Genomic DNA, 25,469 nt, shown 5'->3' on the forward strand with positions numbered 1-25,469 from the left:
GAGATGCGCCCGACGTAGGCGATCGGAACTCGGGCCCGGCGCCGGGCAGGAGGCCGTACGTCGTCATGGCGCCGGTGGAGGGCAGCTCGTCCAGCGCGAGCCTGCCCGCGGCGCCGACCGCGTAGTTGCGCGCGGCGGTGATCATCGAGTCGTCCATGCCGTCGCCGATGAGAAGGATGACGCTCTGCTGTGCCGCCACCACCGGGTCGCTGGTGGCGGGGCGCGCGGGGGCGTCGTCCGGGACGACGGCGCCGATCGTGGCTCCGGCTGCTCCGGCGACGAGCGCGGTGCCTGCCACCAGGAGGGTGCGGCGGTTCACGGCGGTCCTTCCGTCGGCTGCAGGGGTCGGCAGCCTACGGCGCGGTGTGATCGAGGGGGTTAGCGATCATTAACCCCGCCCGCTAGAGTGCGACGCATGACCTTCGAGCTGTCCCCTGAGCACGAGCAGTTCCGTCGCAGCGTCCGTGACTTCGCGGAGGCCGAGATCGCGCCCCACGCCGCGCAGTGGGACCGTGACCACCACTTCCCGACGGATGTCGTCCAGAAGATGGGCGCCCTCGGGCTGATGGGCCTCACCGCTCCGGAGGAGTTCGGCGGCGCCGGGATGGCCGGCGAGGACGGCGGGTTCACCTCGCTCTGCCTGGCGATCGAGGAGATCGGTCGCGTCGACCAGTCGATGGGGATCACGCTGGAGGCTGCTGTCGGCCTCGGCATCAACCCGATCCTCACCTACGGCACCGATGAGCAGAAGCAGTCGTGGTTGCCCGACCTGGTCGCCGGTGACAAGGTCGCCGGCTTCGGGCTGACCGAGCCGGGCGCCGGCTCCGACGCGGGCGCGACGAAGACGAAGGCCGTCCTCGAAGGCGGCGAGTGGGTCGTCAACGGCTCGAAGCAGTTCATCACCAACTCCGGCTCGTCGATCACTTCGTTGGTCACCGTCACCGCGCGCACCGGCGACCGGGGGGACGGCCGGCCCGAGCTGTCGACCATCATCATCCCGTCCGGTACTCCCGGCTTCGTCGCCGAGAAGGCGTACGACAAGCTCGGCTGGCACGCCTCCGACACCCACCCGCTGTCCTTCGCCGACGCGCGCGTGCCCGAGGCGAACCTGCTCGGCGAGCGGGGTCGCGGCTACGCGCAGTTCCTCGCCACCCTCGACGACGGTCGCGTCGCGATCGCCGCCCTCGCGGTCGGCTGCATCCAGGCCTGCCTCGACATGTCATTGCAGTACGCCGGCGAGCGCCAGACCTTCGGCGGCCCGATCGGTCGCAAGCAGGGGCTCGCCTTCCAGATCTCCGACCTCCAGGTCATGCTCGACGCCTCGCGCCTGCTGACCTACAAGGCCGCGGCGATGAAGGACGCGATGGACGCCGGCTCGAACGTCTCCATGGGCGCGTTCAAGCAGGCCGCCGCCGTCGCCAAGCTCTACGCCACGGAGTCCGCCGTGACGGCGACCCGGATCGCGACCCAGGTCTTCGGCGGCTACGGCTTCATGGAGGAGTACCCGGTCGTCCGGTTCTACCGCGACGCCAAGGTCCTCGAGATCGGCGAGGGCACCTCCGAGGTCCAGCGGATGCTCATCGCGCGGGGGCTCGGCCTTCCGGTCGAGTGACCTGCCGGCTCAGGTCGGAGCGATCCGACCCTCGTAGTAGTCGCAGTGCCGGCGGAAGCCGCAGGCCGACAGGTCGTCCGCCAGGTCCTGGTGGCCTGCTCGCTGGGCGACCACGATCGCTACGCAGCCCAGCTCGGGCGCCCGGGTGAGAGCGGCCGGTAGGGCGGCGACGTCCTTCACTGTCGGCAGGAACAGGATCGGGCCCGGAGGCGCGTAGACCGGCGGTGCTCCGACGGTGACGGCATCGGCTCCGGGCAACGCCACGTCGATGCCGGACTGCCCTCCACCGGAGCCTGGCAGCTCGCGCAACCACCACGACTCGGCCACGTTGAGGCCGACCCGGGTCGCGTGCTCGGCCCGCTCGGCGTCGTACGTCGGGCACACCAGCCGTACGGCGTCTCCCGGACAGGCGTCGGCGAACGCGTCCCAGAGGTGCTGCCACTCGGACGCCGGTGCGGCCCCCTCGACCGCCGCGTCGTCGACCAGCCAGCCGTCGCCCCGCGGAGCGGCGAGGAGGACCGAGCCCGCTGTGCGGAAGCCACGAGCCCCGGCGGACAGGAGGTGGTCGAGGTGGTCCCGGTGACGGTCGAGCGCGTCGGGTGCTGGTCGCCAGAACGCCGGCGCGTGCGGGACGAGCGCCTGCCGACGCCGCGCCAGGACGTCGAGCGCCCACTCCAGGTCGTCGTGCGTGAGGGCCGAAGGAGCCATGCCCCGAGAGTAGAGCGGCGCTGACTCCGCATCTCCGCCTCCCGACGGATCCGGGGAGAGCCGAAGGCATCTACCCTCGCCAGCATGCCCCGTCCGACCGCACGCCTGCTGGAGTGGTTCGGCGTGGACGACACGTGGGAGCGCCCGCGGCCCGCGATCGGGCGGCAGGACGTCGTGCTCGCCGCCAGCGTCGAGGCGGTCAGCCTGCTCGCCCTCGAGCTGGTGCGCAGCTCCGGCGGCCTCGAGCACACCGACGGGCCGGCATGGGTCCAGTGGCTGGCGGTCTCGTCGGGGGCGGTCCTCCTGCTCGGCCGTCGGAGGTGGCCGCTGGCGGTCGCGAGCCTCGCCGCCGTGCACATGTTCGTGGCGGGCGTCACCATGCCCGAGGTGATGGGGCAGGTGTCGCTGCAGATCGTCTACTTCGTGGCCCTCCTGAGTGGCGTCGCGTGGGCGCGCGACCGGCGCGCGATGGCAATCGTCGTGGGCACGATCGTGCTCTTCATGTTCGCCTGGATCACTTGGCAGTTCGCGCTGGGCTCGACGGTGCAGGAGTGGCTCGACGACGAGGAATTCACCGGGCGCACCGGGATCTTCCCGCCGATCCCGGCGGCGATCGCGATCACCCTGCTGATCAACGTCATCTACTTCGGTGGCGCGATCGCCGGCGGCGGGGTCTCGTGGCGTGCGGCCCGACAGCGCGACCGGCTCCAGGCCCAGGCGGTCACCATCGCCGCCCAGGCGGGCCGGCTGCGTGAGCAGGCGGTCGTGGACGAGCGCCTCCGCATCGCCCGCGACCTGCACGACGTGGTTGCGCACGGTGTGTCCGCGATGGGCATCCAGGCGGGTGCGGCACGACGCGTCCTCGACCGCGATCCCGACGCCGCGCGTACGGCCCTCTCCCACGTCGAGGAGGCCTCGCGCGACGCGGTCACCCAGATGCGCCGCCTGCTCGGCACGCTCCGCGAGGGCGGTGGCGAGGGCGCGGAGGAGAGCGGCACGCGTACGACCGACGCCGGGGTCAGCGACCTCCCGGGCCTCGTGGCCGAGGTCGACGGTCAGGGCCTGGTCGTGAACCTCGCCGTCGTCGAGGAGCAGGACGGCGCGGCCGCGCGCCTGCCGCGAGGCATCGGGCTCGCGGTGTTCCGCACCGTCCAGGAGGCCCTCACCAACGTCCGTCGCCACTCGACCGCCGACACCGTGTCGGTCGTGGTCCGCGTCGACGAGTCGCAGCCAGGTGGCTACGCCGAGGTCGAGGTCGTCGACAACGGACGCTCGCGCCGTGGCACCTCCGGCAGCGGACTGGGCCAGCTCGGGATCCGCGAGCGCGCGGCCACCCACGACGGACAGGTCGACATCGGGCCCCGGGTGACCGGTGGCTACCGGGTGCGCGTGCGCTACCCGCTCGGGGCGGGCGCATGACGGACCCGTCGGAGCTGAAGCCGCTGCGGGTGCTGCTGGTCGACGACCACGCCATGGTGCGCTCCGGCTTCGCCATGGTGCTCTCGGTCGAGGACGACATCGAGGTCGTGGGCGAGGCCGCCGACGGCCTCCAGGCGATCGAGCAGGCGCGTGCCACCCGACCCGACGTCGTGCTGATGGACGTCCAGATGCCCCGCATGGACGGCATCGAGGCCACCCGCCACCTCGTCGCCGACGACCTCGGGCGCGTCGTCATCGTCACCACCTTCGACCGCGACGACTACCTCTTCGACGCCCTGCAGGCAGGCGCCAGCGGCTTCCTGCTGAAGAACGCCGGCCCGGAGCAGCTCCTCGACGCCGTACGCGCCGCCGGACGCGGCCACGCGCTCCTGGCCCCCGAGGTGACCCGTCGCGTCATCGGCCGGATGTCCGCGGGGAGCGAGGCCCGCGCGGACCGCCCGGAGCCCGCCGCTCTCGCACACCTCACCGCCCGCGAGCGGGAGGTGCTGGTCCTGCTCGGCCGCGGCCTCTCCAACGCCGAGGTCGCTGCGGAGCTCGTGCTCGGCGAGGCGACGGTCAAGACCCACGTGTCCAACGTGCTCGCCAAGCTGCACCTGCGCGACCGCGTGCAGGCCGTGATCTTCGCCTACGAGGCCGGCCTCATCCTCCCGACGGAGGAGTGAATCACCGGCGCGACGGATCCGCTCAAGGCGCGAGCCGCCTAGCGTCGGTCACATGCTGGAGATCCGGGAGCTGACCAGGCGGTTCGGTGCCGACACCGCCGTCGACCGCGTGTCGTTCGAGGTGCCGGCCGGTCAGATGACCGGCTTCGTGGGCGCCAACGGCGCGGGCAAGACCACGACCATGCGGATGGTCATGGGCGTGCTGGGCATCGACGAGGGCGAGGTGCACTGGCAGGGCAGCCCCATCACCCGGCTGGACCGGCGCACCTTCGGCTACATGCCGGAGGAGCGCGGGCTCTACCCGAAGCAGCCGATCCTCGACCAGCTCGTGTACGTCGCCCAGCTCAAGGGCATGAGCAGGGTCGAGGCCCGCCGCCAGGTGCAGGAGCTGCTCGAGAGGTTCGGGCTGGGGGAGCGGACCAAGGACCACCTCGAGAAGCTCTCGCTCGGTAATCAGCAGCGGGTGCAGATCATCGCCTCCGTGCTGCCGAAGCCGGCCGCGCTGGTCCTCGACGAGCCGTTCTCCGGCCTCGACCCGCTGGCCGTGGACTCGATGGTCGACCTGTTGCGGGAGTACACCCGCGACGGGATCCCGGTCCTCTTCTCCAGCCACCAGCTCGACCTGGTCGAGCGCCTGTGCGACCGCCTGGTCGTGCTGGCCCACGGACGCCGGGTCGCCGCCGGGACGGTGTCGGAGCTGCGCGGCGCGGGGGTGCCGCGCTTCCGACTCGTCCTCGGCGGCGATGCCGGTTGGGTGCGTGACCAGAGCGGCCTCGACGTCCTCGACCTCGACGGCACGACAGCTCTGGTCGAGGTCCACACCGACGGTGCCGAGCAGCACCTGATCGCCGAGGCCACGCGCCGCGGCGACGTCCACGAGTTCGTCCGGGTCCGCCCGGCGCTCAGCGAGATCTACCGGGAGGCCACAGCATGAGCACCCACTCCGACCGCACCGAGGGCACCGAGCCCGCCTGGGTGCTGGTCACGCGCCGCGAGGTCGTGTCCCGCATCACCGACAAGTCCTTCCTCCTCGGCACCGTGCTGATGGTCGTGCTGCTGGTCGGCTTCATCGGGTTCAGCGCCTGGCAGGACGAGAAGACCGAGACGGTCACCCTCGGCGCCACCCCCGACGCCGTCGCCATGGCGTCAGCGATCGTCGACGGTGCGCCCGAGGTCGACGACCAGGTGAAGGTCACGCTGGTCGAGCTCGACGACGACGCCGCCGCCGAGGCCGCGCTCCACGAGGACGAGGTCGACGCCTGGCTGCACCCGGTGGACGGCGGCTGGGAGCTGACGTCGGAGTCGAGCGAGCAGGACGCGCTGACCGACGTCGCGCGCACCGTCGTACGCCAGCAGGTTCTCGCGGACAACGCCGCGGGCGCCGGCACCACGGTCGAGCAGCTCGAGGCCGGCAGTGCCGTGTCCACCGCCTTCCTGCGCGGCGACGCCGAGAAGGCCGCCGTGGCGGAGGCGGTCGGGTTCGTCTTCGTGTTCCTGTTCTACTTCGCGGCCCTGATCTTCGGCATGCAGCTGGCCTCGTCGGTGATCGAGGAGAAGCAGAGCCGGATCGTGGAGATCATCGCCGCCGCGATCCCGCTGCGGCACCTGCTCGCCGGCAAGGTGCTCGGCAACACGGCGCTGGCGCTGATCCAGCTGCTGGTCTACCTCGTGGTCGGCCTCGTCGGGTTGTCGTTCACGTCGTACAAGTCGTACGTCCCGGCTCTGTCCGGACCGACGGCCTGGTTCATCGGCTTCTTCCTCGCCGGCTTCATCGCGCTCGCCTGCCTCTGGGCGGTGGCCGGCTCGCTGGCCTCGCGCACCGAGGACCTGCAGGCGACGTCGACGCCGCTGACGATGCTCATGCTCGTCATGTTCTTCGGCGGGCTTTCGCTCGACGGCCGCAGCCAGGTCATCGCGTCGTTCATCCCGCCGGTCTCCGCCGTCGTGATGCCGAAGCGGATCCTCGCCGGTGGCGTGGAGTGGTGGGAGCCGCTGGTCGCGCTCGGGCTGCTGGCCGTGTTCGCCGCCGTCACCGTGGCAGTGGGGGAGCGCCTCTACCGCCGCGCGCTGCTCCAGACCGGTGGCCGGGTGGGCCTGCGCCAGGCGTGGTCCGCCGCGGAGTGACGCCGCTCAGAAGAGGTGGATCAGCGACGACGTCCCGCTGACCACGGCCCAGAACCGCAGCCCACGGCCGAGCAGCCCGGTCACCAGGAAGATCCCGAACGGCACCCGGAGCGTGCCGGCCAGCACCGCGGTGACGGCGTACGGCGGGAAGCCGATCGCCGCGGACACGAAGAGCAGCCCCGCCGTGAACCAGGGGCGCCCCTCGGCGCGCTCGTGCCACTTGTCGAGGGATGCCTTGGCCTTCGGCTTCTGCAGCTGCCGGTTGACCCACGGGGCCCGGTCGAGGTGCATGCCGCCCCAGTACCAGATGATCTTGCCGAGCATCTGGCCGACCGTCGCCGCGATGACGAGGCCCCACATGTGCCCGGGCGCCTGGCTCACCGACACGGCGAGGATCGCCTCGATGTTGATCAACGGCAGCAGGGCCGAGCCGATCGAGGCGCCCAGGACGCTCCAGAGGAGCATCAGTCCACGGACCCGGGGACGGGGATCCCGATCTTCACCAACCGGTGCAGCGAGACGCACTTGAGCACGAGCAGGGCCGAGGCGATGACCAGCCCGACCCACATCCAGCCGGTGACGAGCAGGAGCACGGCGAAGAGCGCGCTGTTGACCGCCTTCGCCGGCTTCGACCAGTTCCACAGCCAGATCGGCCGGTCGATCACGAAGAAGTAGTTGGGGCTGCGCACCGGCCACGCCAGGAAGGCGATCGAGAGGAAGCAGTCGATCACCATGAACTCGGCGAGGTAGACGAAGATCGCCGGCGACAGGTCGGGCTGGAGCCACGCGAGGCCGAGGTAGAAGGCGGCCGCGTTGAACCGGTCGCACATGATGTCGAGCACGGCGCCGATGCGGGTCTCGCAGTCGCGGACGCGGGCGTAGAACCCGTCGAGCATGTCGCCGACCCAGTAGACGACGAGCGCGACCACCAGGAGCTCGAGGCTCTCCTCGTGGACGGCGACGGCTGCCAGCACTGCCGAGGCGATGGTGCGGACAGCCGTGATGACGGTCGCGCCGGTCAGGAGCCGCTCCTCGCGTACGCCGTAGCGGCCTTCGGGGTCGGCGACAGGCTGCGCCTGTATCCCGCCAAGAACCCCGCTCCCCACGCTCGGGATGCTAGCGGGTCAGACCCACAGGTCCGGCCATCCGTGCCCGAGTTCGAGCACCAGCTCGCGCAGCAGGGGCAGGCTCACGCCGACCACGTTGTGGTGGTCGCCCTCGATCCCGGTGACGAAAGCGCCGCCGAGGCCGTCGATCGTGAACGCCCCGGCGACCTCGAGCGGCTCGCCGGTGGCGACGTACGCGTCGATCTCGGCGTCGCTCACGTCGGCGAAGTGGACCGTCGTCGACGCGGTGGCGGCGGCGACCCGGCCGGTCGTGACGTCACGCAGGCAGTGGCCGCTGTGGAGCACGCCGCTGCGGCCACGCATGGCATGCCAGCGGCGAGCCGCCTCCTCGGCGTCGTGGGGCTTGCCGAGGGCCTCGCCGTCGAGCTCGAGCACCGAGTCGCAGCCCAGCACCAGGGCGTCCGCCGGGACCTCGTCGCGCCCGACGACGGCGGCGCACTTGAGCTCGGCGAGCTGGAGGGCGAGCTCGGCCGGTGGCAGGTCGCCCAGCTGCGACTCGTCGACGCCGCTGACGACGACGATCGGGTCGATCCCGGCGGAGCGCAACGTCGTACGACGGGCGGGCGAGGCGGACGCGAGGACGAGGCGTGGCACCGCAGAACCCTCGCACAGCACCCGTACACGGCCTGACTCAGCCGGGCGGCGGGTGCTCAGGAGGGCTTCACGGCCAGCACCGGGCAGCGGGCGTCCAGGATGACTCGCTGCGCCACGCTGCCCAACAGCATCTTGCCCACCGGACTGCGGTGCCGGACGCCGACCACGATCAAGGTGGCGTCCTCCTCCTCGGCAACAGACAGCACAGCGTCCGCGATGTCGGGCACGACGTCGCGCCGAACCTTCGCATCCACACCCGCGGCGTCCAGCCGGTCCAGGACCTGCTGAACCTCGTCCTCGTGGGCGTAGTGGCTGTCGACCAGGCTGTCACCACGGGTCACGTTGACAACGACAAGCGTGGTCTGCCGCAGCAGGGCCTCAGCGAGCCCGTGCTCCAGCGCGGCCCGGCCGTAGATGTCGGGGCTGTAGGCGATAACGATGCTCACGTGTGGACCTCGTCCTTCTCAGTGTCCGACGTACGGGGGGCTCGACGCAGGCTGCGGATTCGGGCAGCGACGAGGCTGGCGACTATGAGCGTCATTACGAGGTAGCAGATGATGGCCGCGGGCTCGCCCCACAGCGTGGAGTAGTCGCCGCGAGAGATGTCGAGCGCCTCGGAGAGCTCCTCCTCCAGCCGGGGGCCGAGGATGACGCCGATGATCAGGGGCAGCACCGGGATCGCGAAGCGGCGCATCGCGAAGCCGAGAACTCCAAGCACCAGGAGTAGCCCGAGGTCGAAGGGGGAGGTGCTGGCGGAGTAGGCCCCCAACGTGGCGAAGAACAGGATCCCGGCGTAGAGGTAAGGCCGGGGGATCCGCAGCAGCTTGGCCCAGACGGGGGCCAAGGGCAGATTCAGCACCAGCAGCAACGTGTTGGCCACGAAGAGGCTCGCCAGCAGCGCCCACACGAGTTGCTCGTTCTGCGTCATGAATTGCGGTCCAGGCTGCAGGCCATAGCTCTCGAAGGCGACCAGGATGACCGCCGCGGTCGCCGTCGTCGGAAGACCCAGCGCGAGCATCGGCAGCAGCGTGCCGGCTGCGGAAGCGTTGTTGGCCGCTTCGGGACCGGCGACACCCTCGATCGCACCCTTTCCGAACTCCTCGGGATGCTTGGAGAGCCGTCGCTCGGTGACGTAGCTGAGGAAGGTCGGCAACTCGGCTCCACCGGCGGGGAGTGCACCGAACGGAAAGCCGAGTGCCGTGCCGCGAAGCCAGGGCTTCCAGGATCGGCTCCAGTCGGAACGGCTCATCCATGGCCTGCCGACAGGGATGATTTCCAGCGGAGTCCGGCGCAGGTGTGCCGCGACCCACAGTGCCTCGCCCAGGGCGAAGATTGCGACCGCGACCACGACGATCTCGATGCCGTCGGAGAGCTCGGCGAAGCCGAAAGTCATGCGGGGTTGTCCGCTCGACATGCCGACCAGGCCGATGGCCAGGCCGAGAAAGAGCGCGATGAAGCCCCGCAGCTTGGAGGAGCCGAGGACGACGGTGACCGACACCAGAGCGAGCAGCATGATGGCGAAGTACGACGGGGCACCCAGCGTGACCACGAGCGGGCCGACCGTGGGGGCCAGCAGGATCAGCAGGACGGTGCCGATCGTGCCTGCCACGAAGGACCCGATCGCCGCAGTGGCAAGCGCCTGTGCGGCCCTGCCGGTCTTGGCCATCTTGTTGCCCTCAAGGGCGGTGATGACCGAGGAGGACTCACCGGGGGTGTTCAGCAGGATCGAGGTCGTCGAGCCGCCGTACATACCGCCGTAGTAGATGCCGGCAAACATGATCAGCGCACTTTCGGCAGGGACGCTGTAGGTGACCGGCAGCAGCAGGGCGACGGTCATCGCCGGTCCGATTCCCGGGAGTACGCCGACAGCGGTTCCGAGCAGTACGCCGAGGACGGCGAAGAGGAGGTTGGTGGGGGACAGGGCGGTGGCGAAGCCGTCCAGGAGTAGGTCCATGTCACAGGGCTCCGTTCAGGATGCCGACCGGTAGAGGGACGCCCAGGCCGAGGTAGAAGGCGTAGAAAGTGCCGAAGGAGAGCGCGACGCCGATCGCGATGTCGCGCACCCAGTGACGGCTCCCGAGCACCCATGCGGCGCCGGTGAAGAGAATGGCGCCGGTGACGGGCCATCCGAGCGGCTCGATGAGGAAGACGTTGACGCACAGCACAGCGACGAGCAGCACCAGCGTGCGCACGTCGCTGCCGCTGCTGAGGTCGACGTCCTCGCCGTCCGCGGCGTCCGGGGTGTCGCCGCGGGCAGTGGCAATGGCGAGCAGCACCGAGAGGACGAGCAGGGCCGCGCCGACGACGTAGGCGAAGGTGGACGGGGGAAGGAAGTCCTTCGACGCGCTGGTGCGCATCTGGGTGCCGTTGAACACGATGTAGCTGCCGGCCACGGCGAGCAATGCCGCCATGCCGTACTGCGCCGTGTCGACGAAGGGTCGTGTGGCCGTCGTTGCCTCAGGCTGCTGATTCTGTTCAGTCATGGCGGGGACCTCCTCGGTCGGCCGGTGACATCGGGCGGCCCGCGGCGGGGTCGCCCGATGTCACCATGTGTATTTCGGCTAGGCCAGACCCAGGTCGGTGAGGGTGGTGCGGACGCGGTCGTTCTGTTCGGTGAGGAACTCGTCGAACTCGTCGCCGGTCGCGAAGTTGTCGCTCCAGCCGTTCTCCTCCAACACGTCCTTCCAGGCCTGCGTGTCGTGCATCTCCTCGAAGGCTGCGATGTAGGCATCGACGGTGGCATCGTCGATGCCGGGAGGGGCCAGCACGCCGCGCCAGTTGGTGAAGACCAGGTCGATGCCTTCCTCGGTGAGGGTGGGGGCGTCGGCGGTGTCGAGCCGCTCGGCGCCCGAGACGGCCAGGACCCGAAGCGAACCGTCCTCGATCTGGCCCGCGAACTCGCCAAGTCCGGACATACCGACGTCGATCTTGGAGCCCAGCAGCGCGGTGGTCAGGGGGCCGCCGCCGTCGTACTCGACGTAGGCGACGTCGCTGGGGGTGACACCGACGGCGTCGGCCAGCTGCATCGGGAAGAGATGGTCGGGGCCGCCGGGGGCCGAGCCGCCGCCGATGATGAGCTTGTCGGGGTCGGCCTTCCATGCCTCGACGAAGTCGTTGACCGTGGTGAAGGGGGAGTCGGCGGGGACGAGGATCGCCTCCTGCTCCTCGATCAGGCGGGCGATCGGAATTGCTTTGTCGACGGTCGCGTCGGACTGGTTGGTGTAGACGGCTCCGATGACGCCGAGTCCCATGGTCATCAACAGGTCGTCGGAGCCCTCCTCGTTGAGCAGACGCTGCATCGCGACGGTGCCGCTGGCCCCCTCGACATTGCTGACCTCGAAGCGGTCGGCCAGGTTCTCGTCCTCCATCACCTTGACGGCAGCGCGGCCGGTGAGGTCGTACCCGCCGCCGGCTGCGTTGGGGATCATCATGCGGAGACGCTGGTCGGAGAGGTCGCCGCCTGCGTCACCGCCGTCAGAGGTGACACCGCATGCGGTGAGTGTGGCCAGCGAGACGACGCTGATGGTGACTAGGACCTTGCGCAGGCCACGTCGGGTGGGCCGCGTGCGGCGTGGATTCAGGGTGATGGACATCCTGGGGCACCTCCTCGGTGAGTTCCGTGGGATCATGTCTGCCGGCTGTGGCGCTCGTCACGCTTGCGGACGCAATGGAGGTTGTGGTCGTTGTGGTCTTCGTCACCTCCGGTCGACGTCGCGATCCGAGCCTGGCGGGTCAGGTGCTCGTGCTGCAGCTCGCGGTCATCCTCGGGGTGCTTGCCTTGGTCGCCGTCATCTCCCTCCGGCAGTCGGGCGTGACGTTCGAGCAGCAGGCCGGGGCGCAAGTGCGGTCGGTCGCCGAGTACGTCGCCAACTCCTCGCAGGTGCGCACCAAGCTGGAGGAGGTCGCCGACCCGTCGACGAGAACGGCCGCGAGCGACACCGTCAACCAGCTCGCGCCGGCCGTCGAGTCCGCACTGAGCCTCTCCAGCGCTAGCGAGATCGACATCACCACACCGGACGGCGAGGTGTTGGTCAGCTCCGATCCACTGCGGGTGGGCACTCATGCCGACCTCGACGGTAGCGGTGCCCAGGGGGGCCGTGGTTGGTCCGGACTGCGCGAGGTCGACGCACAAACGGTCGTGGCCGCTCACGCGCCCGTCCTCTCCGACGACGACAGCGGCGAGGGAGACCTGGTGGGGCTGGTTCTGGTCGAGCAGAACTACCCCTCGGCGTGGCAGCGGCTGACTGACAGCGCGGCCGACCTCGCCGTCTTCCTTGGCGTGGGCGCCCTGCTGGGAGTCCTCGGCACCTACGTCATCTCGCGGGTTGTGAGGCGACGCACCCGGGGCCTGGGTGCCTCTGAGATCTCGCGGCTCGCCGACCACCGTGAGGCGCTCCTGCACAGCATCCGTGAGGGTGTGCTCGCCGTCGGCACCGACGGACGCATCACGATGGTCAACGACGCCGCACTGCGGCTGCTCGATCTCGACGCCGACGCCCTCGGACAGCCGGTGGCAAGGTTGGCGCTGGGCAAGGAGGTGGTCTCGCTGCTCGACGGCTCCGCCGCGGTGGACGAGGACGCTGTGGCGGTGGTCGCAGACCGCGTGCTCGTCTTCAATCGGCGCTCGGCCTCGAGCCGGGGCCGGGGCATCGGCACCGTCACCACGATGCGCGACCGCACCGAGCTGGTCTCACTGCAGAGCCAGCTCTCCTCCAACCTCTCCATCACCGACACCCTGCGAGCCCAGACGCACGAGTTCAGCAACCACCTCCACACCATCTCGGGTCTGGTCCAGCTCGAGGAGTACGCCGAGCTGCGCTCGTTGGTGGGCACCTTGGCCCGTCGACGGGCCGAGACCTCGGACTTCGTGACCGCCCGGGTCAAGGACCTCGCGGTGGCAGCATTGCTGCTTGCCAAGTCGAGCGTGGCCGACGAGCACGGCGTCTGCCTGGAGCTGACCGAGGACTCGGCGCTGCCTGCGCTGGCACCGGGCGACTCCGCCGACCTGACGACCGTGCTGGGCAACCTGATCGAGAACGCCCTGGACGCCTGCCGCGGCGTGGAGGGGGCCGAGGTGACGGTGTCGCTCCAGGCAGGCCTCTCCTACCTCCACATCGAGGTGGCCGACAACGGTCCCGGCGTCCCTGAAGAGCTCCGCGAGGCAATCTTCGTCCGGGGTTTCTCCACCAAGCCCGACGTCCCTGGCGGCCGGGGCATCGGACTGCCGCTGGTGCAACTGATCTGCGCGCAACGAGGCGGGAGCATCGAGGTGCACCAAGGGAAGGGCGCTGTATTCTCCGTACGGCTGCCGTACTCGTCCAGGGTGTCCACGTGATCAGCGTTCTCGTCGTCGACGACGACTTCATGGTGGCCAGCATCCATCAGCGGTTCGTCGCGCAGACCGCCGGCTTCGAAGTGGTCGGCAGCGCCCACACCGGAGCAGAGGCGCTGGCATTGATCGAGGAGCTGCAACCCGACCTGGTCCTGCTCGACGTGCACCTGCCCGACATCAGTGGTCTGGAGGTGCTGTCACGCCTTCGCGCCGGTGGCCACGAAACCGGGGTGGTGATGGTGACCGCAGAGCGCGACGCCGACACCGTACGCACGGCGCTGCACGGCGGGGCGATGCAATACCTCGTCAAGCCCTTCGACTACGTCGACCTCGCCGCTCGCATGACCCAGGTTGCGGCGGCCCTGCGTGAGCTGACGCCAGGCTCGACAGACCAAGACACCATCGACCGGCTCTTCGGCACCACCAGCCAGACGTCACGACCGCCGACGCGCCTGCCCAAGGGGCTCAGCTCCGAGACAGCGCGATTGGTCCTTGGCGCTCTCAACGGGGGCGCCGAGCTCTCGGCTGCGGAGGCGGGCGAGGAACTCGGTCTCTCGCGGGTGAGCGCGCGCCGCTACCTCGAGCACTTCGTGACGACCGGGGAGGCGCAGGTCCGGTTGCAGTACGGCGCAGGGCGGCCGGAACGGCGCTACCGGAGTTCGGCAACGACGTTGCCAGTGCACCCTGATCCGACTACTTGATCGCCTTCACAGCCGCGACAGCGCGGCACGAAGCGGGTCGAGGCCGAGCGAGCCCAGGTCGAGCGCCTCGCGGTGGAAGGCCTTGAGGTCGAAGGCGTCGGATTGCCGCTCCTGCACCTCGGCGCGGGCTTCGAGCCAGATGCGCTCGCCAACCTTGTACGACGGCGCCTGGCCGGGCAGGCCGAGGTAGCGTTTGACCTCGAACTGGATGAACTCGTCGTCCATCCGGCAGTGCAGCCGTATGAACTCCAGGCCCAGCTCGGGTGTCCAGGTCTCGCCCGGATGGAAGGCCGTGCCGCCGGCCCCGAGCCGGTTGTCCTCGGGGATGGTCAGCTCGAGGTGCATGCCGATGTCGACGATGACGCGCGTGGCCCGCAGCGACTGGCCGTCGAGCATGCCGAGCAGGTCGGCCGGGTCGTCGAGGAAGCCGAGCTCCTCCATCAGCCGCTCGGCGTAGAGCGCCCAGCCCTCGCCGTGCCCGCTGCACCAGCACATCAGCCGCTGCCAGCGGTTGAGGGTGTCGCTGCGGTAGGCGGTCTGGGCGACCTGGAGGTGGTGGCCGGGCACGCCCTCGTGGAAGACAGTGGTGACCTCGCGCCACGGGTGGAAGTCCTCGATGCCGTCGGGCACCGACCACCACATGCGCCCCGGGCGCTCGAAGTCCTCGGACGGGCCGGTGTAGTAGATGCCGCCGTCGTTGGTGGGCGCGAGCATGCACTCGATGCGGCGGATCGGGTCGGGGATGTCGAAGTGCACGCCCGCCATCGCCTCGATGGTGCGGTCGGCCAGCTGCTGCATCCAGTCGCGGAACGCTTGGCGCCCGTGCACGACCCGGTCTGGGGCGGCGTCGAGGTGGGCGACGGCAGCGTCGACGTCCGCACCGGGCACGATCCGGTCGGCGGTGGCGTCCATGAGGTCGGACAGCCGCTGCAGCTCGGTCCAGCCCCAGGCGTACGTCTCGTCGAGGTCGACCTCGGCACCGAGGAAGTAGCGGCTCGCCAGCGCGTACACCTCGCGACCGACGCCCTCCTTGTCCGTGCCCTGCGGCTCGAGCTCATCGCTGAGGAACAGGCCGAACGACGCGGTGGCGGCGCTCGCGGCACCCGCGAGCGCGCGCAGGTGGGTCGGGTCGCCGCCGTCGAGCCGATCGACGAGACCGAGGTAGAAGTCGCCCGCCTCGCCGGTCTGCCCCGTCCAGCGGCGTACCTGCTCGGCCACCTCGGTGTACTGCCGGGCCGCGACGACGTGCCCCTTGCGGGCCTCGTCGGAGAGGGTGACGCGCAGTCCCTCGAGGGCGCCGGGGACGGCCTCCAGCCGGGCGGCGACGGCGGCGACGGCCTCCTCGCCCGCGGTCGGCATCAGGTCGAACACGCCGCGGATCTGGTGGAGCGGGCTCCACAGCACCGACATGCGCGAGCGGCTGACGCCCGCCTCATCGAGCTCGATCTCGAGGCGCGTGCGCTCGAGGAAGGCGTCCTTGGCCGCAGCCTCGCGGTCGTCGACCGACGTGGCTGCCTCGACCGCCGCCACGACAGACCGGGCCAGCGCCTCGCGCGCGTCGAAGCCGGCGGGGGAGTAGTCGGTCATCTCGCGCTCGTGGCCGGCCACCCCCATCGAGGTCGCGGTCAGCGGGTCGAGGGCGCAGTAGTCATCGACGTACGCGTCGCACAGGGCATCGATCGTGCGGGTCCGAGTCACGCGATCGACCCTAACTCTCAGAAGTGACCTGTCGTAGGTCAGCGCGGGAGGCCGCTCGCGCGCCAGCCGCCGTCGCCGTGGCGGTGCGCGGCACCACTGGTGTGGCGGACGCTGCGGGCCGGGTTGCTCCACGCCGGGCGCGGTCGCTCCGGGGCGTCGTCGTTGCTCGAGCCGAGGGCGGAGAAGACCGCGACCAGGGCCGCGACCTCCTCGGGGGTGGCGTCGGCGTTGATGACCTTGAGCAGTGGTTGCTCGGGCCCACTCACAGCGGGATGTTCCCGTGCTTCTTGGCCGGGAGGGTCTCCCGCTTGGAGCGGAGCAGCCGGAGCGAGCGGACGATCTCGATGCGCGTCTCGTGGGGTGCGATGACCGCGTCGACGTAGCCCCGCTCGGCCGCGATGTAGGGGTTGGCGAGCGTGGTCTCGTACTCGTCGATGAGCTCGGCCCGCCTGGCCTCGACGTCGCCGCCCTCGTCCTCGACGGCCTTGAGGGTCTTGCGGTGCACGATGTTGGCCGCGCCCTGCGCGCCCATGACGGCGATCTGGGCGGTGGGCCAGGCGACGTTGATGTCGGCGCCGAGGTGCTTGGAGCCCATCACGTCGTACGCGCCGCCGTACGCCTTACGGGTGATGACGGTGATGAGCGGGACGGTCGCTTCGGCGTACGCGTAGATCAGCTTCGCGCCGCGGCGGATGATGCCCTGCCACTCCTGGTCGGTGCCCGGCAGGAAGCCCGGCACGTCGACGAAGGTCAGGACGGGGATGTTGAAGGCGTCGCAGAACCGTACGAACCGCGCGGCCTTCTCCGAGGCGTCGATGTCGAGGCAGCCGGCGAACTGCATCGGCTGGTTGGCCACGATGCCGACCGAGCGACCCTCGACGCGGCCGAAGCCGACGAGGATGTTGGGGGCGAAGAGCTCCTGGACCTCGAGGAACTCCTCGTCGTCGAGCACGGCGGTGATGACGTCGTGCATGTCGTACGGCTGGTTGGCGCCGTCGGGGATCAGCACGTCGAGCGCGCGATCGCCGTCGGTGACCGACATCTCGGGGTCCTCGTCGTACTCCGGCGCCGGATCCAGATTGTTCTGCGGGAGGTAGGACAGCATCGCCTTGAGGTACTCGATGGCGTCCTCCTCGTCGGAGGCCAGGTAGTGGGCGTTGCCCGACTTGGTGTTGTGGGTGCGCGCGCCGCCGAGGTCCTCCATCGTCACGTCCTCGCCGGTGACGGTCTTGATGACGTCGGGACCGGTGATGAACATCGCCGAGGTCTGGTCGACCATGATCGTGAAGTCGGTGACCGCGGGGGAGTAGACGTGGCCGCCGGCGCAGTTGCCCATGATCAGGCTGATCTGCGGGATGACGCCCGAGGCGTGCACGTTGCGGCGGAAGATCTCGCCGTAGAGGCCGAGGCTGACCACGCCCTCCTGGATGCGGGCGCCGGCCCCCTCGTTGATGCCGATGATCGGGCAGCCGGTGCGCATCGCGAGGTCCATGACCTTGGTGATCTTCTCGCCGTAGACCTCGCCGAGCGACCCGCCGAAGACGGTGAAGTCCTGGCTGAAGACGCAGATCATCCGGCCGTTGACCTCGCCGTAGCCGGTCACCACGCCGTCGCCGTACGGCCGGGTCTTCTCGAGCCCGAACGCCGTGGAGCGGTGCCGGGCGAGCTCGTCGAGCTCGACGAAGGTGCCCTCGTCGAAGAGCATCTCGATCCGCTCGCGGGCGGTCTTGCGGCCCTTCGCGTGCTGCTTCTCCACGGCCTTCGCCGAGCCGGCGTGCACCGCCTCGTCGAGTCGCTGCTCGAGGTCGGCCAGCTTGCCGGCGGTCGTGTGCAGGTCAAGGTGCTGGTTGCGGTTGGGGGTCTCTTCACCCGGCTGTGCGCTCACGCGGGGCCTCCTGGTCGGTCGGTCCGTGGTCCATCGGGCAATCTAGTGCCATGACCGATCTCCCTCCGTCGCCACCTCCGTCGCGTGCACCGATCGACCGCGCCCGCCTGGTCGCGCCCGTCGGCTGGCGGGTCGAGGTGGAGGAGGCGACGCCGTCCACCAACGCGGCGCTCGCGGCCCGCGCCCGCGCCGGCGAGGAGCCCGGCCTGGTGCTGGTCACCGAGCACCAGACCGCGGGCCGCGGCCGGCTCGACCGGGTGTGGGAGACGCCGCCGCGCTCGTCGCTGACCTTCTCGGTGCTGCTGCGTCCCGACCTGCCGGTGGCGTCCTGGTCCTGGCTGCCGCTCCTCGCCGGGTACGCCGTCCAGGCCGCGCTGGCCGACCGGCTGCCCGACATCGCGCTGAAGTGGCCCAACGACGTGCTCGTCGACGGCGGAGAACTCGGCGCGGGCCGCAAGGTCGCCGGCATCCTGGTCGAGCGGATCGAGTCCGACGCCGGGCCGATGGCCGTCGTGGGGGTCGGCATCAACGTCGACCAGACCCTCGACGAGCTCCCGATCGCGCTGGCCACGTCGGTCGCGCTGGAGACGGGCGAGCCCGTCGAGCGCACCGGCCTGCTCGGACAGGTGCTCGGCTCGCTCCACGGCCTGCAGGGTCTTCTCGACGACACCGAGGCGCTGCGCCGGGCGTACGCCGACGTGTGCGTGACGCTCGGGCGCACCGTCGACGTCCACCTGCCGGCGGGGGACGTACGTCGTGGCGAGGCGCTGGACATCGACGCCTCCGGGGCGCTGGTCGTCGGGACGGACGACGGCACGCTCACCGTCGCGGCCGGCGATGTGGTGCACGTGCGCCCCGCCTAGTGACATGATCCGGGAGTGGCCTTTCCGACCAAGCTCCTCAACGAGGGTGAACACGTCGTCGTCTCCACGCGCACGCACGTCAAGGCGCTGATCATCCCGGGGCTGGGGGTGCTCGTGGCGCTTGCGCTGGCGATCTTCCTCGACCGGCTCGTGGACAGCTCGGTGGCGTCGCTCGTCGTGTGGGTGCTCTTCCTCGCCGTGGTGCTGTGGTTCCTCGTCGGGCCGTTGCTGACCTGGCTGACGACGACGTACACGTTCACCAACCGCCGCTTCATCAAGCGCTCCGGCTTCATCTCCAAGGAGGGCCGCACGATCCCGCTCAACCGGATCAGCGGCGTCGACTTCGAGATCGGCGTGATCGACCGGATCTTCGGCTGCGGCACGCTCGTCGTCTCCGACGCCAGCACCGACGGCCGGGTCGAGCTCCACGACATCCCCGACGTGGAGAAGGTCCAGCTCCAGGTCTCCGACGAGCTCCATCGCCTCGCCGGCGGTGACCGCCGCGACGATGGCGCCTGACCGCACCCCCCAGCAGCGCAAGACCCGCAAGGCCAAGGGCAAGGACAAGACCGGGCCGCCGGGCGAGCAGCTCGACGCCGCGATCCTGCGCAGCAAGCCGGAGTTCAACGCGCTCGAGGTGGCCGCCGAGACCGGCGTGACGATCGAGGAGACCCGCCGGCTGTGGCGCGCCCTCGGCTTCCCCGAGTTCGTCGGCGACAAGGCGTACACCGCTGCTGACATCGAGGCGGTCGCGACCCTCATGAGCTTCGTCGACTCCGGTGCCGTGGACTTCGACACGGCCGTCAACCTCACCCGCGGCGTTGGCCAGACGATGGCGCGCCTCGCCGACTGGGAGGTCTCCGCGCTGGTCAGCCGGGTCGAGGAGATGGAGGCCGGCGCGGAGGCCACCGGCTCGCGGATCGGCTCCGCGCTGCGGTTGATCGACGAGGTCAACCCGCCCTTCGAGCGGCTCCTCGTCTACGCCTGGCGGCGCCACCTCGCTGCGGCCGTCGGCCGGATCGAGGCGATGGGGGCCAAGGACGAGGACCTCCACACCATCGACGTCACTGTCGGTTTCGCCGACCTGGTGTCCTTCACCGCCCTGTCCAACACGCTCGACCGCGACGAGATCGGCGACCTCGTCGAGGTCTTCGAGAGCCGGTGCCAGGACGTGGTCGCGCGCTACGGCGGCCGGATCATCAAGAGCCTCGGCGACTCGGTGCTCTTCGTCACGAGCGGTGCCGAGGACGGCGTGGCCGTCTCGGAGGGGATCATCAACGTCATCGGGCGCGACGCGAAGATGCCCGACGTACGCCTCGGCCTCGCGAGCGGCCCGGTCGTCCAGCGCCTCGGGGACATCTTCGGCCCACCGGTGAACATGGCCGCCCGGCTCACCGCGGTGGCCCGCCGCAACCGGCTGATCGTCGACCAGAACACCGCCGACCTCCTGCCCGCCGCGGAGTGGGAGAACCGGCGGCTCCCGGCCCGCCCGGTGCGTGGGTTCGGGCTCGTGGAGCCCGTCGCCGTACGCCGTCGCTGACCCGTCAGAGCGCCGCTGCGACGCCGAGCGCTGGACCAGACCACTGCACCGCAATTCACCCATATGGGTCACCGACAGGTCGCGAAATCCTTAGGTTCAGCGCGTGTTGGCTGTACAAGACGTGCGACTGGACCCGGGCACACGACAGGTGTGGCGCGGCGATCGCGAGATCAGGCTGTCCCGCAAGGAGTTCCAGCTCCTGCAGGCGCTGATGGCGCGCCCCGGTGACATCGTCACGCGCGGCGAGCTGATGGCGGACGTGTGGCAGACGTCGTTCTACACCAACTCCAAGACCATCGACGTCCACCTCGGCTGGCTGCGTCGCAAGCTCGACGACGACCCGCGCAACCCGACCCTCATCACCACGCACCGCGGTCGCGGGCTGCGCTTCGAGACGGCCACCGCGGTCGCCAGCTGATCGGTCGATAGGCTCCGGTCGTGTCCTCGACCGGTTCGCACCGCGCTCCTACGCTCGCCGTGATCGGGGGCGGCCAGCTCGCCCGGATGATGGCGCAGCCGGCGATCGCGCTGGGTCTCCCGCTCCGCCTGCTGGCCGAGGCCGAGGGCGTCTCGGCCGCTCAGGTGATCCCCGACCAGGTCGTCGGCGACTACACCGACCTCGCCACACTGCGCCGGGTCACCGAGGGGTCCGCCGTCGTGACCTTCGACCACGAGCACGTGCCGACCGCGCACCTGCACGCGCTGGAGGCGGACGGCATCGCCGTACGTCCGGGGCCGGGCGCGCTCGTCCACGCCCAGGACAAGGCCGTGATGCGACGCCGGCTCGCCGAGCTCGACGTGCCCTGCCCGCGCAACGCCGTCGTCACCACGACCGACGAGGTGGCGGCCTTCGGCCTGCCCTGCGTCCTCAAGACCACCCGCGGCGGCTACGACGGCAAGGGCGTGTGGGTCGTCCGCGCCCTCGACGAGGCGCAGCAGGCCTTCGACGCCGCGGCCGTTGCCGGCGTGGAGTTGCTCGCCGAGGAGCTCGTCGACTTCCGGCGCGAGCTCTCCGCACTCGTCGCCCGGTCGCCCAGCGGCCAGGCCGCGGCGTACCCGGTCGTCGCCTCGACCCAGCTCGACGGCATCTGCCACGAGGTGATCGCCCCCGCGCCGGACCTCTCGCCCGCCCTGGCCGGGGAGGCGCAGGAGATCGCCCTGCGCGTCGCCGGTGCGCTCGACGTCACGGGCATCCTCGCCGTCGAGCTCTTCGAGACGACCGACGGCCGGATCCTGGTCAACGAGCTGGCGATGCGCCCCCACAACACCGGCCACTGGACCCAGGACGGAGCCGTGACGTCCCAGTTCGAGAATCATCTGCGCGCCGTCATGGACCTCCCGCTCGGTTCGCCGGCCCCGCGGGCTCGCTGGACCGTGATGGTCAACATCCTCGGCGGACCCACCGACACCGGCCGGCTGTACGACGGCCTCCCGCACGCCATGGCCCGCGATCCCCACCTGCGGGTCCACTTCTACGGCAAGGATCTGCGGCCCGGACGCAAGGTCGGCCACGTCAACGCCTACGGCGACGACCTCGACGACTGCCTCGAGCGCGCCCGGCACGCCGCCGCGTGGTTCCGCGGCGACCTCGGCAATGAGAGCGAATAGGAAGGCACCGAGATGAGCGAGAGCAGCGAGAACGCGGGCGTCAAGGTCGGCATCGTGATGGGCTCGGACTCCGACTGGCCCGTCATGCAGGCCGCCGGCGAGGTCCTGACCGAGCTCGGGGTCACCTGGGAGGCCGACGTCGTCTCCGCGCACCGGATGCCCACCGAGATGATCGAGTGGGGCCGCGCGGCGCACACCCGCGGGCTGTCGGTGGTCATCGCCGGCGCCGGGGGAGCGGCCCACCTGCCCGGCATGCTGGCTGCGGTGACCCCGCTGCCGGTGATCGGCGTGCCGGTGCCGCTGAAGTACCTCGACGGCATGGACTCCCTGCTCTCCATCGTCCAGATGCCCGGCGGGATCCCGGTCGCGACCGTCGCCATCGGCAACGCCAAGAACGCCGGCATCCTCGCCGCGCGGATCCTGGGGACCAGCGATCCCGAGCTGCAGCAGCGCCTGGTCGACTATGCCGCCGAGCTCGCCGAGACCGCGCACGCGAAGGGCGACGTCGTACGCCAGGCAGCCGCCGGCGCCACCCGGCGCCTCGGGTTCTAGCGACCGGTCCTACTCGGGTCTGCCCCGCACCCGGCCGCGCAGCGCCTTGGTCTGCGCGCGCTCCTTCTTCGACTTCAGCCGCCGTTCCTTCGACCCGCGCGTCGGCCGGGTGGCGCGCCGCGGTGGCGGCGGTGGCGCCAGGGCCTCACGCAGCAGCTCGGCCAGCCGCTCGCGCGCGGCGACGCGGTTGCGGTGCTGCGAACGGTGCTCGGACGCCGCAATGGACACGCGACCGTCGGGCCAGCGCCTCAGCGCGCGGGCGCGCTGGGTGCCCGTGAGGACTGCCGAGGTCGACACGTCGAGCTCGAGCTCCACGCGCGAGTCGGTGGTGTTGACCGACTGGCCACCGGGTCCCGGTGACTTCGAGAACCGCTCGACCAGCTCGCCCGCGGGCACGACCAGGCCGTCGGGCAGGCCGGGTCCGGCCGGGACGTGGAGGTCGCGCACCCGCCCAGTGTGTCGGAGACGCGGGCGTACGTCGTCCACTCGCCACTAGGTTGGGCGCCATGACGACACGCTGGGGCATCGCCGCGACCGGGGGGATGGCCGCGGCCTTCGCCGAGGACCTGGCCCATGTGCCCGATGCCGAGATCGCCTTCGTCGGCAGCCGGTCCGCCGCGTCGGCCACCGAGTTCGGGAGCCGGTTCGGCGGGGCACGGGGCGGCACGTACGGCGACCTGCTCGCCGCCGGCCGTGCCGGCGAGGTGGACGTCATCTACGTCGCCACGCCGCACCCGCAGCACCACGACCTGGCGCTCGCGGCCATCGAGGGCGGCACGCCCCTGCTGGTCGAGAAGGCCTTCACCGCGACGCTCGCCGGGGCACAGGAGGTGGTCGACGCCGCGCGTGCGGCGGGGATCTTCTGCATGGAGGCGATGTGGACCCGCTTCCAGCCGGCGGTGGCCCACGCCCGCGACCTCGTCGACGCCGGCGAGATCGGCGACGTCGTGCTCGTGCAGGCCGACTTCTGCGCGCAGCGTGACTTCGACCCGCAGAGCCGCCTCTTCGACCTCGCGCTCGGCGGCGGGTCCGTGCTCGACCTCGGCGTATACCCGGTCTCGTTCGCCCAGCACTTCCTCGGTCGACCCGACGCAGTGACCGCCACCGGCACGACGTACGCCAACGGCGCGGACGCCTCGGCCGCGATCCACCTCGCCTACGCCGACGGGCGGGCCGCCTCACTCACCTGCGCGCTCACCGCCGCGTCACCGGTGCGTGCCCTCGTCGTGGGCACCGGCGGGTCGATCGAGCTCGAACCGCCGTTCAACCACGCCAGCCGGATCGTCGTACGCCGCAACGGTGCGGAGGACGAGGTGGTCGAGCGGCTGCCGACCGGTCGTGGCTACACCCATCAGGCCGAGGAGGTGCAGCGCTGCCTCGCGGCCGGGCTGACCGAGAGCCCGGTCATGCCGTTGAGTGACACCCTCGACGTGCAGTGGGTGCTGGAGGAGGCGCTGGACCGGCTCGGGATCACCATGTCCGAGGCGCGGGTGGACCTGCAGCCGGGCGACTAGCGCCCGCGCTTGCGCCACTCGATGGCGGGACACGTGTCCATCACCGTCGGGACGCCTGCCTCGGTCGTACGCCGGAAGGCGTCCTCGTCGACGACGCCGAGCTGCAGCCACACGCCTCCGGCGCCGATCGCGACGGCCTGGTCGGCGAACTCGCCCGCGGCGTCCGAGCGGCGGAAGACGTCGACGACGTCCACGGGGAACGGGATGTCGGCCAGGGTGGCGTAGCCCTGCTCGCCCAGCACCTCGGGCGCACCCGGCTCGGCGAACACGGGATGCACCGGCACGATCCTCTTCCCGCGCTCCTGGAGCAGCCGCGCGATCGAGTACGCCGTCCGCGACGGATCGCCCGACAGGCCGACCACGGCCCAGGTCTGCCCCTCGTCGAGCATGCGGTCGACGGTGGCGGCGTCCTGCCACGCGGTGGTCATGGCGTTCACCGTAGCTCCCCGCTCCAGGGCGGAGCGGTCGTGTCGGTCGCGATGCCGATGTGGTGGGATGACGGTCGTCACATCAATCCACGGAGGGGAACTTCATGCTTCACACCGCAACACGGCGCGTCGGCGCGATTGCCGCTGCCGGCGCCCTGGGCGCCGCTGCACTCGTCGCACTGGCATCGCCTGCAGCCCAGGCCGCCACCGCAGCCACGACGTACACCTGCACCTTCCCGAGCCTCGGCGCCCGGGACATCCCGGTGTCGATCACGGCCACCCTGCCGCCGGCGGCGAACGCCGGTCTCGACGCCCCGGCCATCCCGGTGCTGCTGAGCGTCACGCTTCCCGGTGACGTCGTCGACGCGGCCAAGGGCCTCTTCGGTGCCACCTCGATCGGTGGGTTCTCCAACGACATGGTCGCCACCCTCGACGAGCTCTCGTCCTCGGACGGCGCCGACCTGCCGCTGCAGAACGCGCGTTTCCCGCAGACCGCGGTGCCGACGACGGCGAACACGCCGCTGACGCTCAACACGCCCAACCCCCTCACGACCGCGGGCGCCGTTCCGGCCTCGACGGTGCCGGTGAACCTGCCGGGCGCCGGCACGTACGACATCGTCGTGCCGTCGGCGTTCAAGTTCACTGCCACCAAGCAGGGCGACGTGACGATGCTCGCCGACGTCCCGTGCGTCTTCAAGCCGGGCTCCCCGTCGAGCCTCGGGTCGGTCGTCCTCGCCGAGAACGAGTCGACCACGGTCGCCACGCCGACCAAGAGGGTCACCCCGCTGGGCCAGAAGACCAAGCTCAAGGTCGTCGTGGACGCCGCCAACGAGGTGCCCACCGGCACGGTCAAGGTCCTGTCGGGCACCAAGGTGGTCGGCAAGGGCGTGCTGAACGACAAGGGCAAGGTGAAGGTGACGCTGAAGAAGGCGCTGCCCGCCGGCAAGACCAAGCTCAAGGTGCTCTACCCGGGTGACGACTACACCGCGAAGTCGAAGGACAAGAAGGTCGTGGTGCGGGTCGGCTGATCTCACCACCACCTGATCGACCGCCCGGTCGGTGCCTCGGCACCGGCCGGGCG

At 70.7% G+C, this 25,469-nt stretch carries 28 protein-coding genes; 15 read left to right on the forward strand and 13 right to left on the reverse strand.

The window, feature by feature from the left end; all coding sequences use genetic code 11:
* The first annotated feature begins 415 nt into the window (after positions 1-415).
* Positions 416-1,612, forward strand: coding sequence for an acyl-CoA dehydrogenase family protein (locus EUA94_RS09760; RefSeq protein ID WP_129426684.1), 1,197 nt, complete (start codon positions 416-418; stop codon positions 1,610-1,612).
* A 9-nt stretch (positions 1,613-1,621) separates the two neighbouring features.
* Here EUA94_RS09760 and EUA94_RS09765 read toward each other — a convergent pair whose 3' ends face one another.
* The gene (locus tag EUA94_RS09765) at positions 1,622-2,320 is read right to left on the reverse strand and encodes a hypothetical protein (RefSeq protein WP_129426685.1); all 699 of its coding nucleotides are present in this window, start codon (positions 2,318-2,320) and stop codon (positions 1,622-1,624) included.
* A gap of 84 nt (positions 2,321-2,404) precedes the next feature.
* Here EUA94_RS09765 and EUA94_RS09770 point away from each other — a divergent pair, with 84 nt between their 5' ends.
* From EUA94_RS09770 to EUA94_RS09785, 4 genes are read left to right on the forward strand one after another with little or no spacing between them, the layout of a single operon-like run.
* Positions 2,405-3,739 carry a sensor histidine kinase gene (locus EUA94_RS09770; protein ID WP_129426686.1) on the forward strand — a complete coding sequence of 445 codons (1,335 nt, stop codon included), beginning with the start codon at positions 2,405-2,407 and terminating at the stop codon, positions 3,737-3,739.
* Positions 3,736-4,422: a response regulator gene (locus tag EUA94_RS09775; protein WP_129426687.1), complete on the forward strand. Its 687-nt coding sequence runs from the start codon at positions 3,736-3,738 to the stop codon at positions 4,420-4,422. Before EUA94_RS09770 ends, EUA94_RS09775 begins: the two co-directional genes overlap by 4 nt.
* Positions 4,423-4,474: 52 nt before the next feature.
* Positions 4,475-5,356: an ABC transporter ATP-binding protein gene (locus EUA94_RS09780; protein ID WP_129426688.1), complete on the forward strand. Its 882-nt coding sequence runs from the start codon at positions 4,475-4,477 to the stop codon at positions 5,354-5,356.
* Positions 5,353-6,546 carry an ABC transporter permease gene (locus tag EUA94_RS09785; protein WP_129426689.1) on the forward strand — a complete coding sequence of 398 codons (1,194 nt, stop codon included), beginning with the start codon at positions 5,353-5,355 and terminating at the stop codon, positions 6,544-6,546. The genes EUA94_RS09780 and EUA94_RS09785 overlap by 4 nt, the downstream gene beginning before the upstream one ends.
* Before the next feature lie 6 nt (positions 6,547-6,552).
* Here EUA94_RS09785 and EUA94_RS09790 read toward each other — a convergent pair whose 3' ends face one another.
* From EUA94_RS09790 to EUA94_RS09820, 7 genes are all read right to left on the reverse strand, one after another.
* Positions 6,553-7,011, reverse strand: a complete 459-nt coding sequence (locus EUA94_RS09790; protein ID WP_129426690.1) for a VTT domain-containing protein — start codon at positions 7,009-7,011, stop codon at positions 6,553-6,555.
* Positions 7,011-7,652, reverse strand: a complete 642-nt coding sequence (locus EUA94_RS09795) for a CDP-alcohol phosphatidyltransferase family protein (RefSeq protein WP_242494773.1) — start codon at positions 7,650-7,652, stop codon at positions 7,011-7,013. Before EUA94_RS09795 ends, EUA94_RS09790 begins: the two co-directional genes overlap by 1 nt.
* 18 nt (positions 7,653-7,670) lie before the next feature.
* On the reverse strand, positions 7,671-8,267 hold the full coding sequence (locus EUA94_RS09800) for a Maf family protein (RefSeq protein ID WP_129426691.1): 597 nt from the start codon (positions 8,265-8,267) through the stop codon (positions 7,671-7,673).
* A gap of 56 nt (positions 8,268-8,323) precedes the next feature.
* Positions 8,324-8,713, reverse strand: coding sequence for a universal stress protein (locus tag EUA94_RS09805; protein WP_129426692.1), 390 nt, complete (start codon positions 8,711-8,713; stop codon positions 8,324-8,326).
* Positions 8,710-10,221, reverse strand: coding sequence for a tripartite tricarboxylate transporter permease (locus tag EUA94_RS09810; protein ID WP_129426693.1), 1,512 nt, complete (start codon positions 10,219-10,221; stop codon positions 8,710-8,712). The genes EUA94_RS09805 and EUA94_RS09810 overlap by 4 nt, the downstream gene beginning before the upstream one ends.
* A gap of 1 nt (position 10,222) precedes the next feature.
* The gene (locus EUA94_RS09815; protein ID WP_129426694.1) at positions 10,223-10,750 is read right to left on the reverse strand and encodes a tripartite tricarboxylate transporter TctB family protein; all 528 of its coding nucleotides are present in this window, start codon (positions 10,748-10,750) and stop codon (positions 10,223-10,225) included.
* Positions 10,751-10,828: 78 nt separating this feature from the next.
* Positions 10,829-11,860 carry a Bug family tripartite tricarboxylate transporter substrate binding protein gene (locus tag EUA94_RS09820; protein WP_129426695.1) on the reverse strand — a complete coding sequence of 344 codons (1,032 nt, stop codon included), beginning with the start codon at positions 11,858-11,860 and terminating at the stop codon, positions 10,829-10,831.
* A gap of 74 nt (positions 11,861-11,934) precedes the next feature.
* Between EUA94_RS09820 and EUA94_RS09825 the strand changes: the two genes are divergently transcribed.
* Both EUA94_RS09825 and EUA94_RS09830 read left to right on the forward strand, forming a co-directional pair.
* A complete protein-coding gene (locus tag EUA94_RS09825) occupies positions 11,935-13,602 on the forward strand; it encodes a sensor histidine kinase (RefSeq protein ID WP_129426696.1) in 1,668 nt (555 codons plus the stop codon).
* Positions 13,599-14,300: a response regulator gene (locus EUA94_RS09830; protein WP_129426697.1), complete on the forward strand. Its 702-nt coding sequence runs from the start codon at positions 13,599-13,601 to the stop codon at positions 14,298-14,300. Before EUA94_RS09825 ends, EUA94_RS09830 begins: the two co-directional genes overlap by 4 nt.
* A gap of 6 nt (positions 14,301-14,306) precedes the next feature.
* Here the strand turns inward: EUA94_RS09830 and EUA94_RS09835 are convergent, their stop codons facing one another.
* From EUA94_RS09835 to EUA94_RS09845, 3 genes are read right to left on the reverse strand one after another with little or no spacing between them, the layout of a single operon-like run.
* Positions 14,307-15,998 carry a DUF885 domain-containing protein gene (locus tag EUA94_RS09835; protein ID WP_242494774.1) on the reverse strand — a complete coding sequence of 564 codons (1,692 nt, stop codon included), beginning with the start codon at positions 15,996-15,998 and terminating at the stop codon, positions 14,307-14,309.
* A 38-nt stretch (positions 15,999-16,036) separates the two neighbouring features.
* Positions 16,037-16,264, reverse strand: coding sequence for an acyl-CoA carboxylase subunit epsilon (locus tag EUA94_RS09840; protein ID WP_129426698.1), 228 nt, complete (start codon positions 16,262-16,264; stop codon positions 16,037-16,039).
* Positions 16,261-17,883 carry an acyl-CoA carboxylase subunit beta gene (locus tag EUA94_RS09845; protein ID WP_129426699.1) on the reverse strand — a complete coding sequence of 541 codons (1,623 nt, stop codon included), beginning with the start codon at positions 17,881-17,883 and terminating at the stop codon, positions 16,261-16,263. Before EUA94_RS09845 ends, EUA94_RS09840 begins: the two co-directional genes overlap by 4 nt.
* 50 nt (positions 17,884-17,933) lie before the next feature.
* Here EUA94_RS09845 and EUA94_RS09850 point away from each other — a divergent pair, with 50 nt between their 5' ends.
* From EUA94_RS09850 to purE, 6 genes are all read left to right on the forward strand, one after another.
* Entirely contained in the window at positions 17,934-18,746 is an 813-nt protein-coding gene (locus tag EUA94_RS09850) for a biotin--[acetyl-CoA-carboxylase] ligase (protein ID WP_129426700.1), read from the forward strand.
* Between the two features lie 15 nt (positions 18,747-18,761).
* Complete coding sequence (locus EUA94_RS09855; RefSeq protein WP_129426701.1) at positions 18,762-19,265, forward strand: PH domain-containing protein; 504 nt, start codon at positions 18,762-18,764, stop codon at positions 19,263-19,265.
* Positions 19,240-20,286 (forward strand): adenylate/guanylate cyclase domain-containing protein, encoded by a 1,047-nt coding sequence (locus EUA94_RS09860; RefSeq protein WP_242494775.1) that lies wholly within the window; start codon positions 19,240-19,242, stop codon positions 20,284-20,286. Before EUA94_RS09855 ends, EUA94_RS09860 begins: the two co-directional genes overlap by 26 nt.
* A gap of 103 nt (positions 20,287-20,389) precedes the next feature.
* A complete protein-coding gene (locus EUA94_RS09865; protein ID WP_129426702.1) occupies positions 20,390-20,704 on the forward strand; it encodes a winged helix-turn-helix domain-containing protein in 315 nt (104 codons plus the stop codon).
* 86 nt (positions 20,705-20,790) lie between these two features.
* Entirely contained in the window at positions 20,791-21,894 is a 1,104-nt protein-coding gene (locus EUA94_RS09870) for a 5-(carboxyamino)imidazole ribonucleotide synthase (protein WP_242494786.1), read from the forward strand.
* A 12-nt stretch (positions 21,895-21,906) separates the two neighbouring features.
* Positions 21,907-22,446: a 5-(carboxyamino)imidazole ribonucleotide mutase gene (gene purE, locus EUA94_RS09875; protein WP_129426704.1), complete on the forward strand. Its 540-nt coding sequence runs from the start codon at positions 21,907-21,909 to the stop codon at positions 22,444-22,446.
* 9 nt (positions 22,447-22,455) lie between these two features.
* Here purE and arfB read toward each other — a convergent pair whose 3' ends face one another.
* Entirely contained in the window at positions 22,456-22,893 is a 438-nt protein-coding gene (arfB, locus tag EUA94_RS09880) for an alternative ribosome rescue aminoacyl-tRNA hydrolase ArfB (protein WP_129426705.1), read from the reverse strand.
* Positions 22,894-22,952: 59 nt separating this feature from the next.
* Between arfB and EUA94_RS09885 the strand changes: the two genes are divergently transcribed.
* Complete coding sequence (locus EUA94_RS09885; RefSeq protein WP_129426706.1) at positions 22,953-23,960, forward strand: Gfo/Idh/MocA family protein; 1,008 nt, start codon at positions 22,953-22,955, stop codon at positions 23,958-23,960.
* Here the strand turns inward: EUA94_RS09885 and EUA94_RS09890 are convergent.
* Entirely contained in the window at positions 23,957-24,388 is a 432-nt protein-coding gene (locus EUA94_RS09890) for a CoA-binding protein (RefSeq protein WP_129426707.1), read from the reverse strand. The two genes, EUA94_RS09885 and EUA94_RS09890, sit on opposite strands and share 4 nt — an antisense overlap.
* Before the next feature lie 104 nt (positions 24,389-24,492).
* Between EUA94_RS09890 and EUA94_RS09895 the strand changes: the two genes are divergently transcribed.
* Positions 24,493-25,416, forward strand: a complete 924-nt coding sequence (locus EUA94_RS09895; RefSeq protein WP_129426708.1) for a DUF6801 domain-containing protein — start codon at positions 24,493-24,495, stop codon at positions 25,414-25,416.
* Positions 25,417-25,469 lie beyond the last annotated feature (53 nt).

It is taken from the genome of Nocardioides zhouii (genome assembly GCF_004137345.1).
GTDB classification, from domain to species: Bacteria; Actinomycetota; Actinomycetes; order Propionibacteriales; family Nocardioidaceae; genus Nocardioides; species Nocardioides zhouii.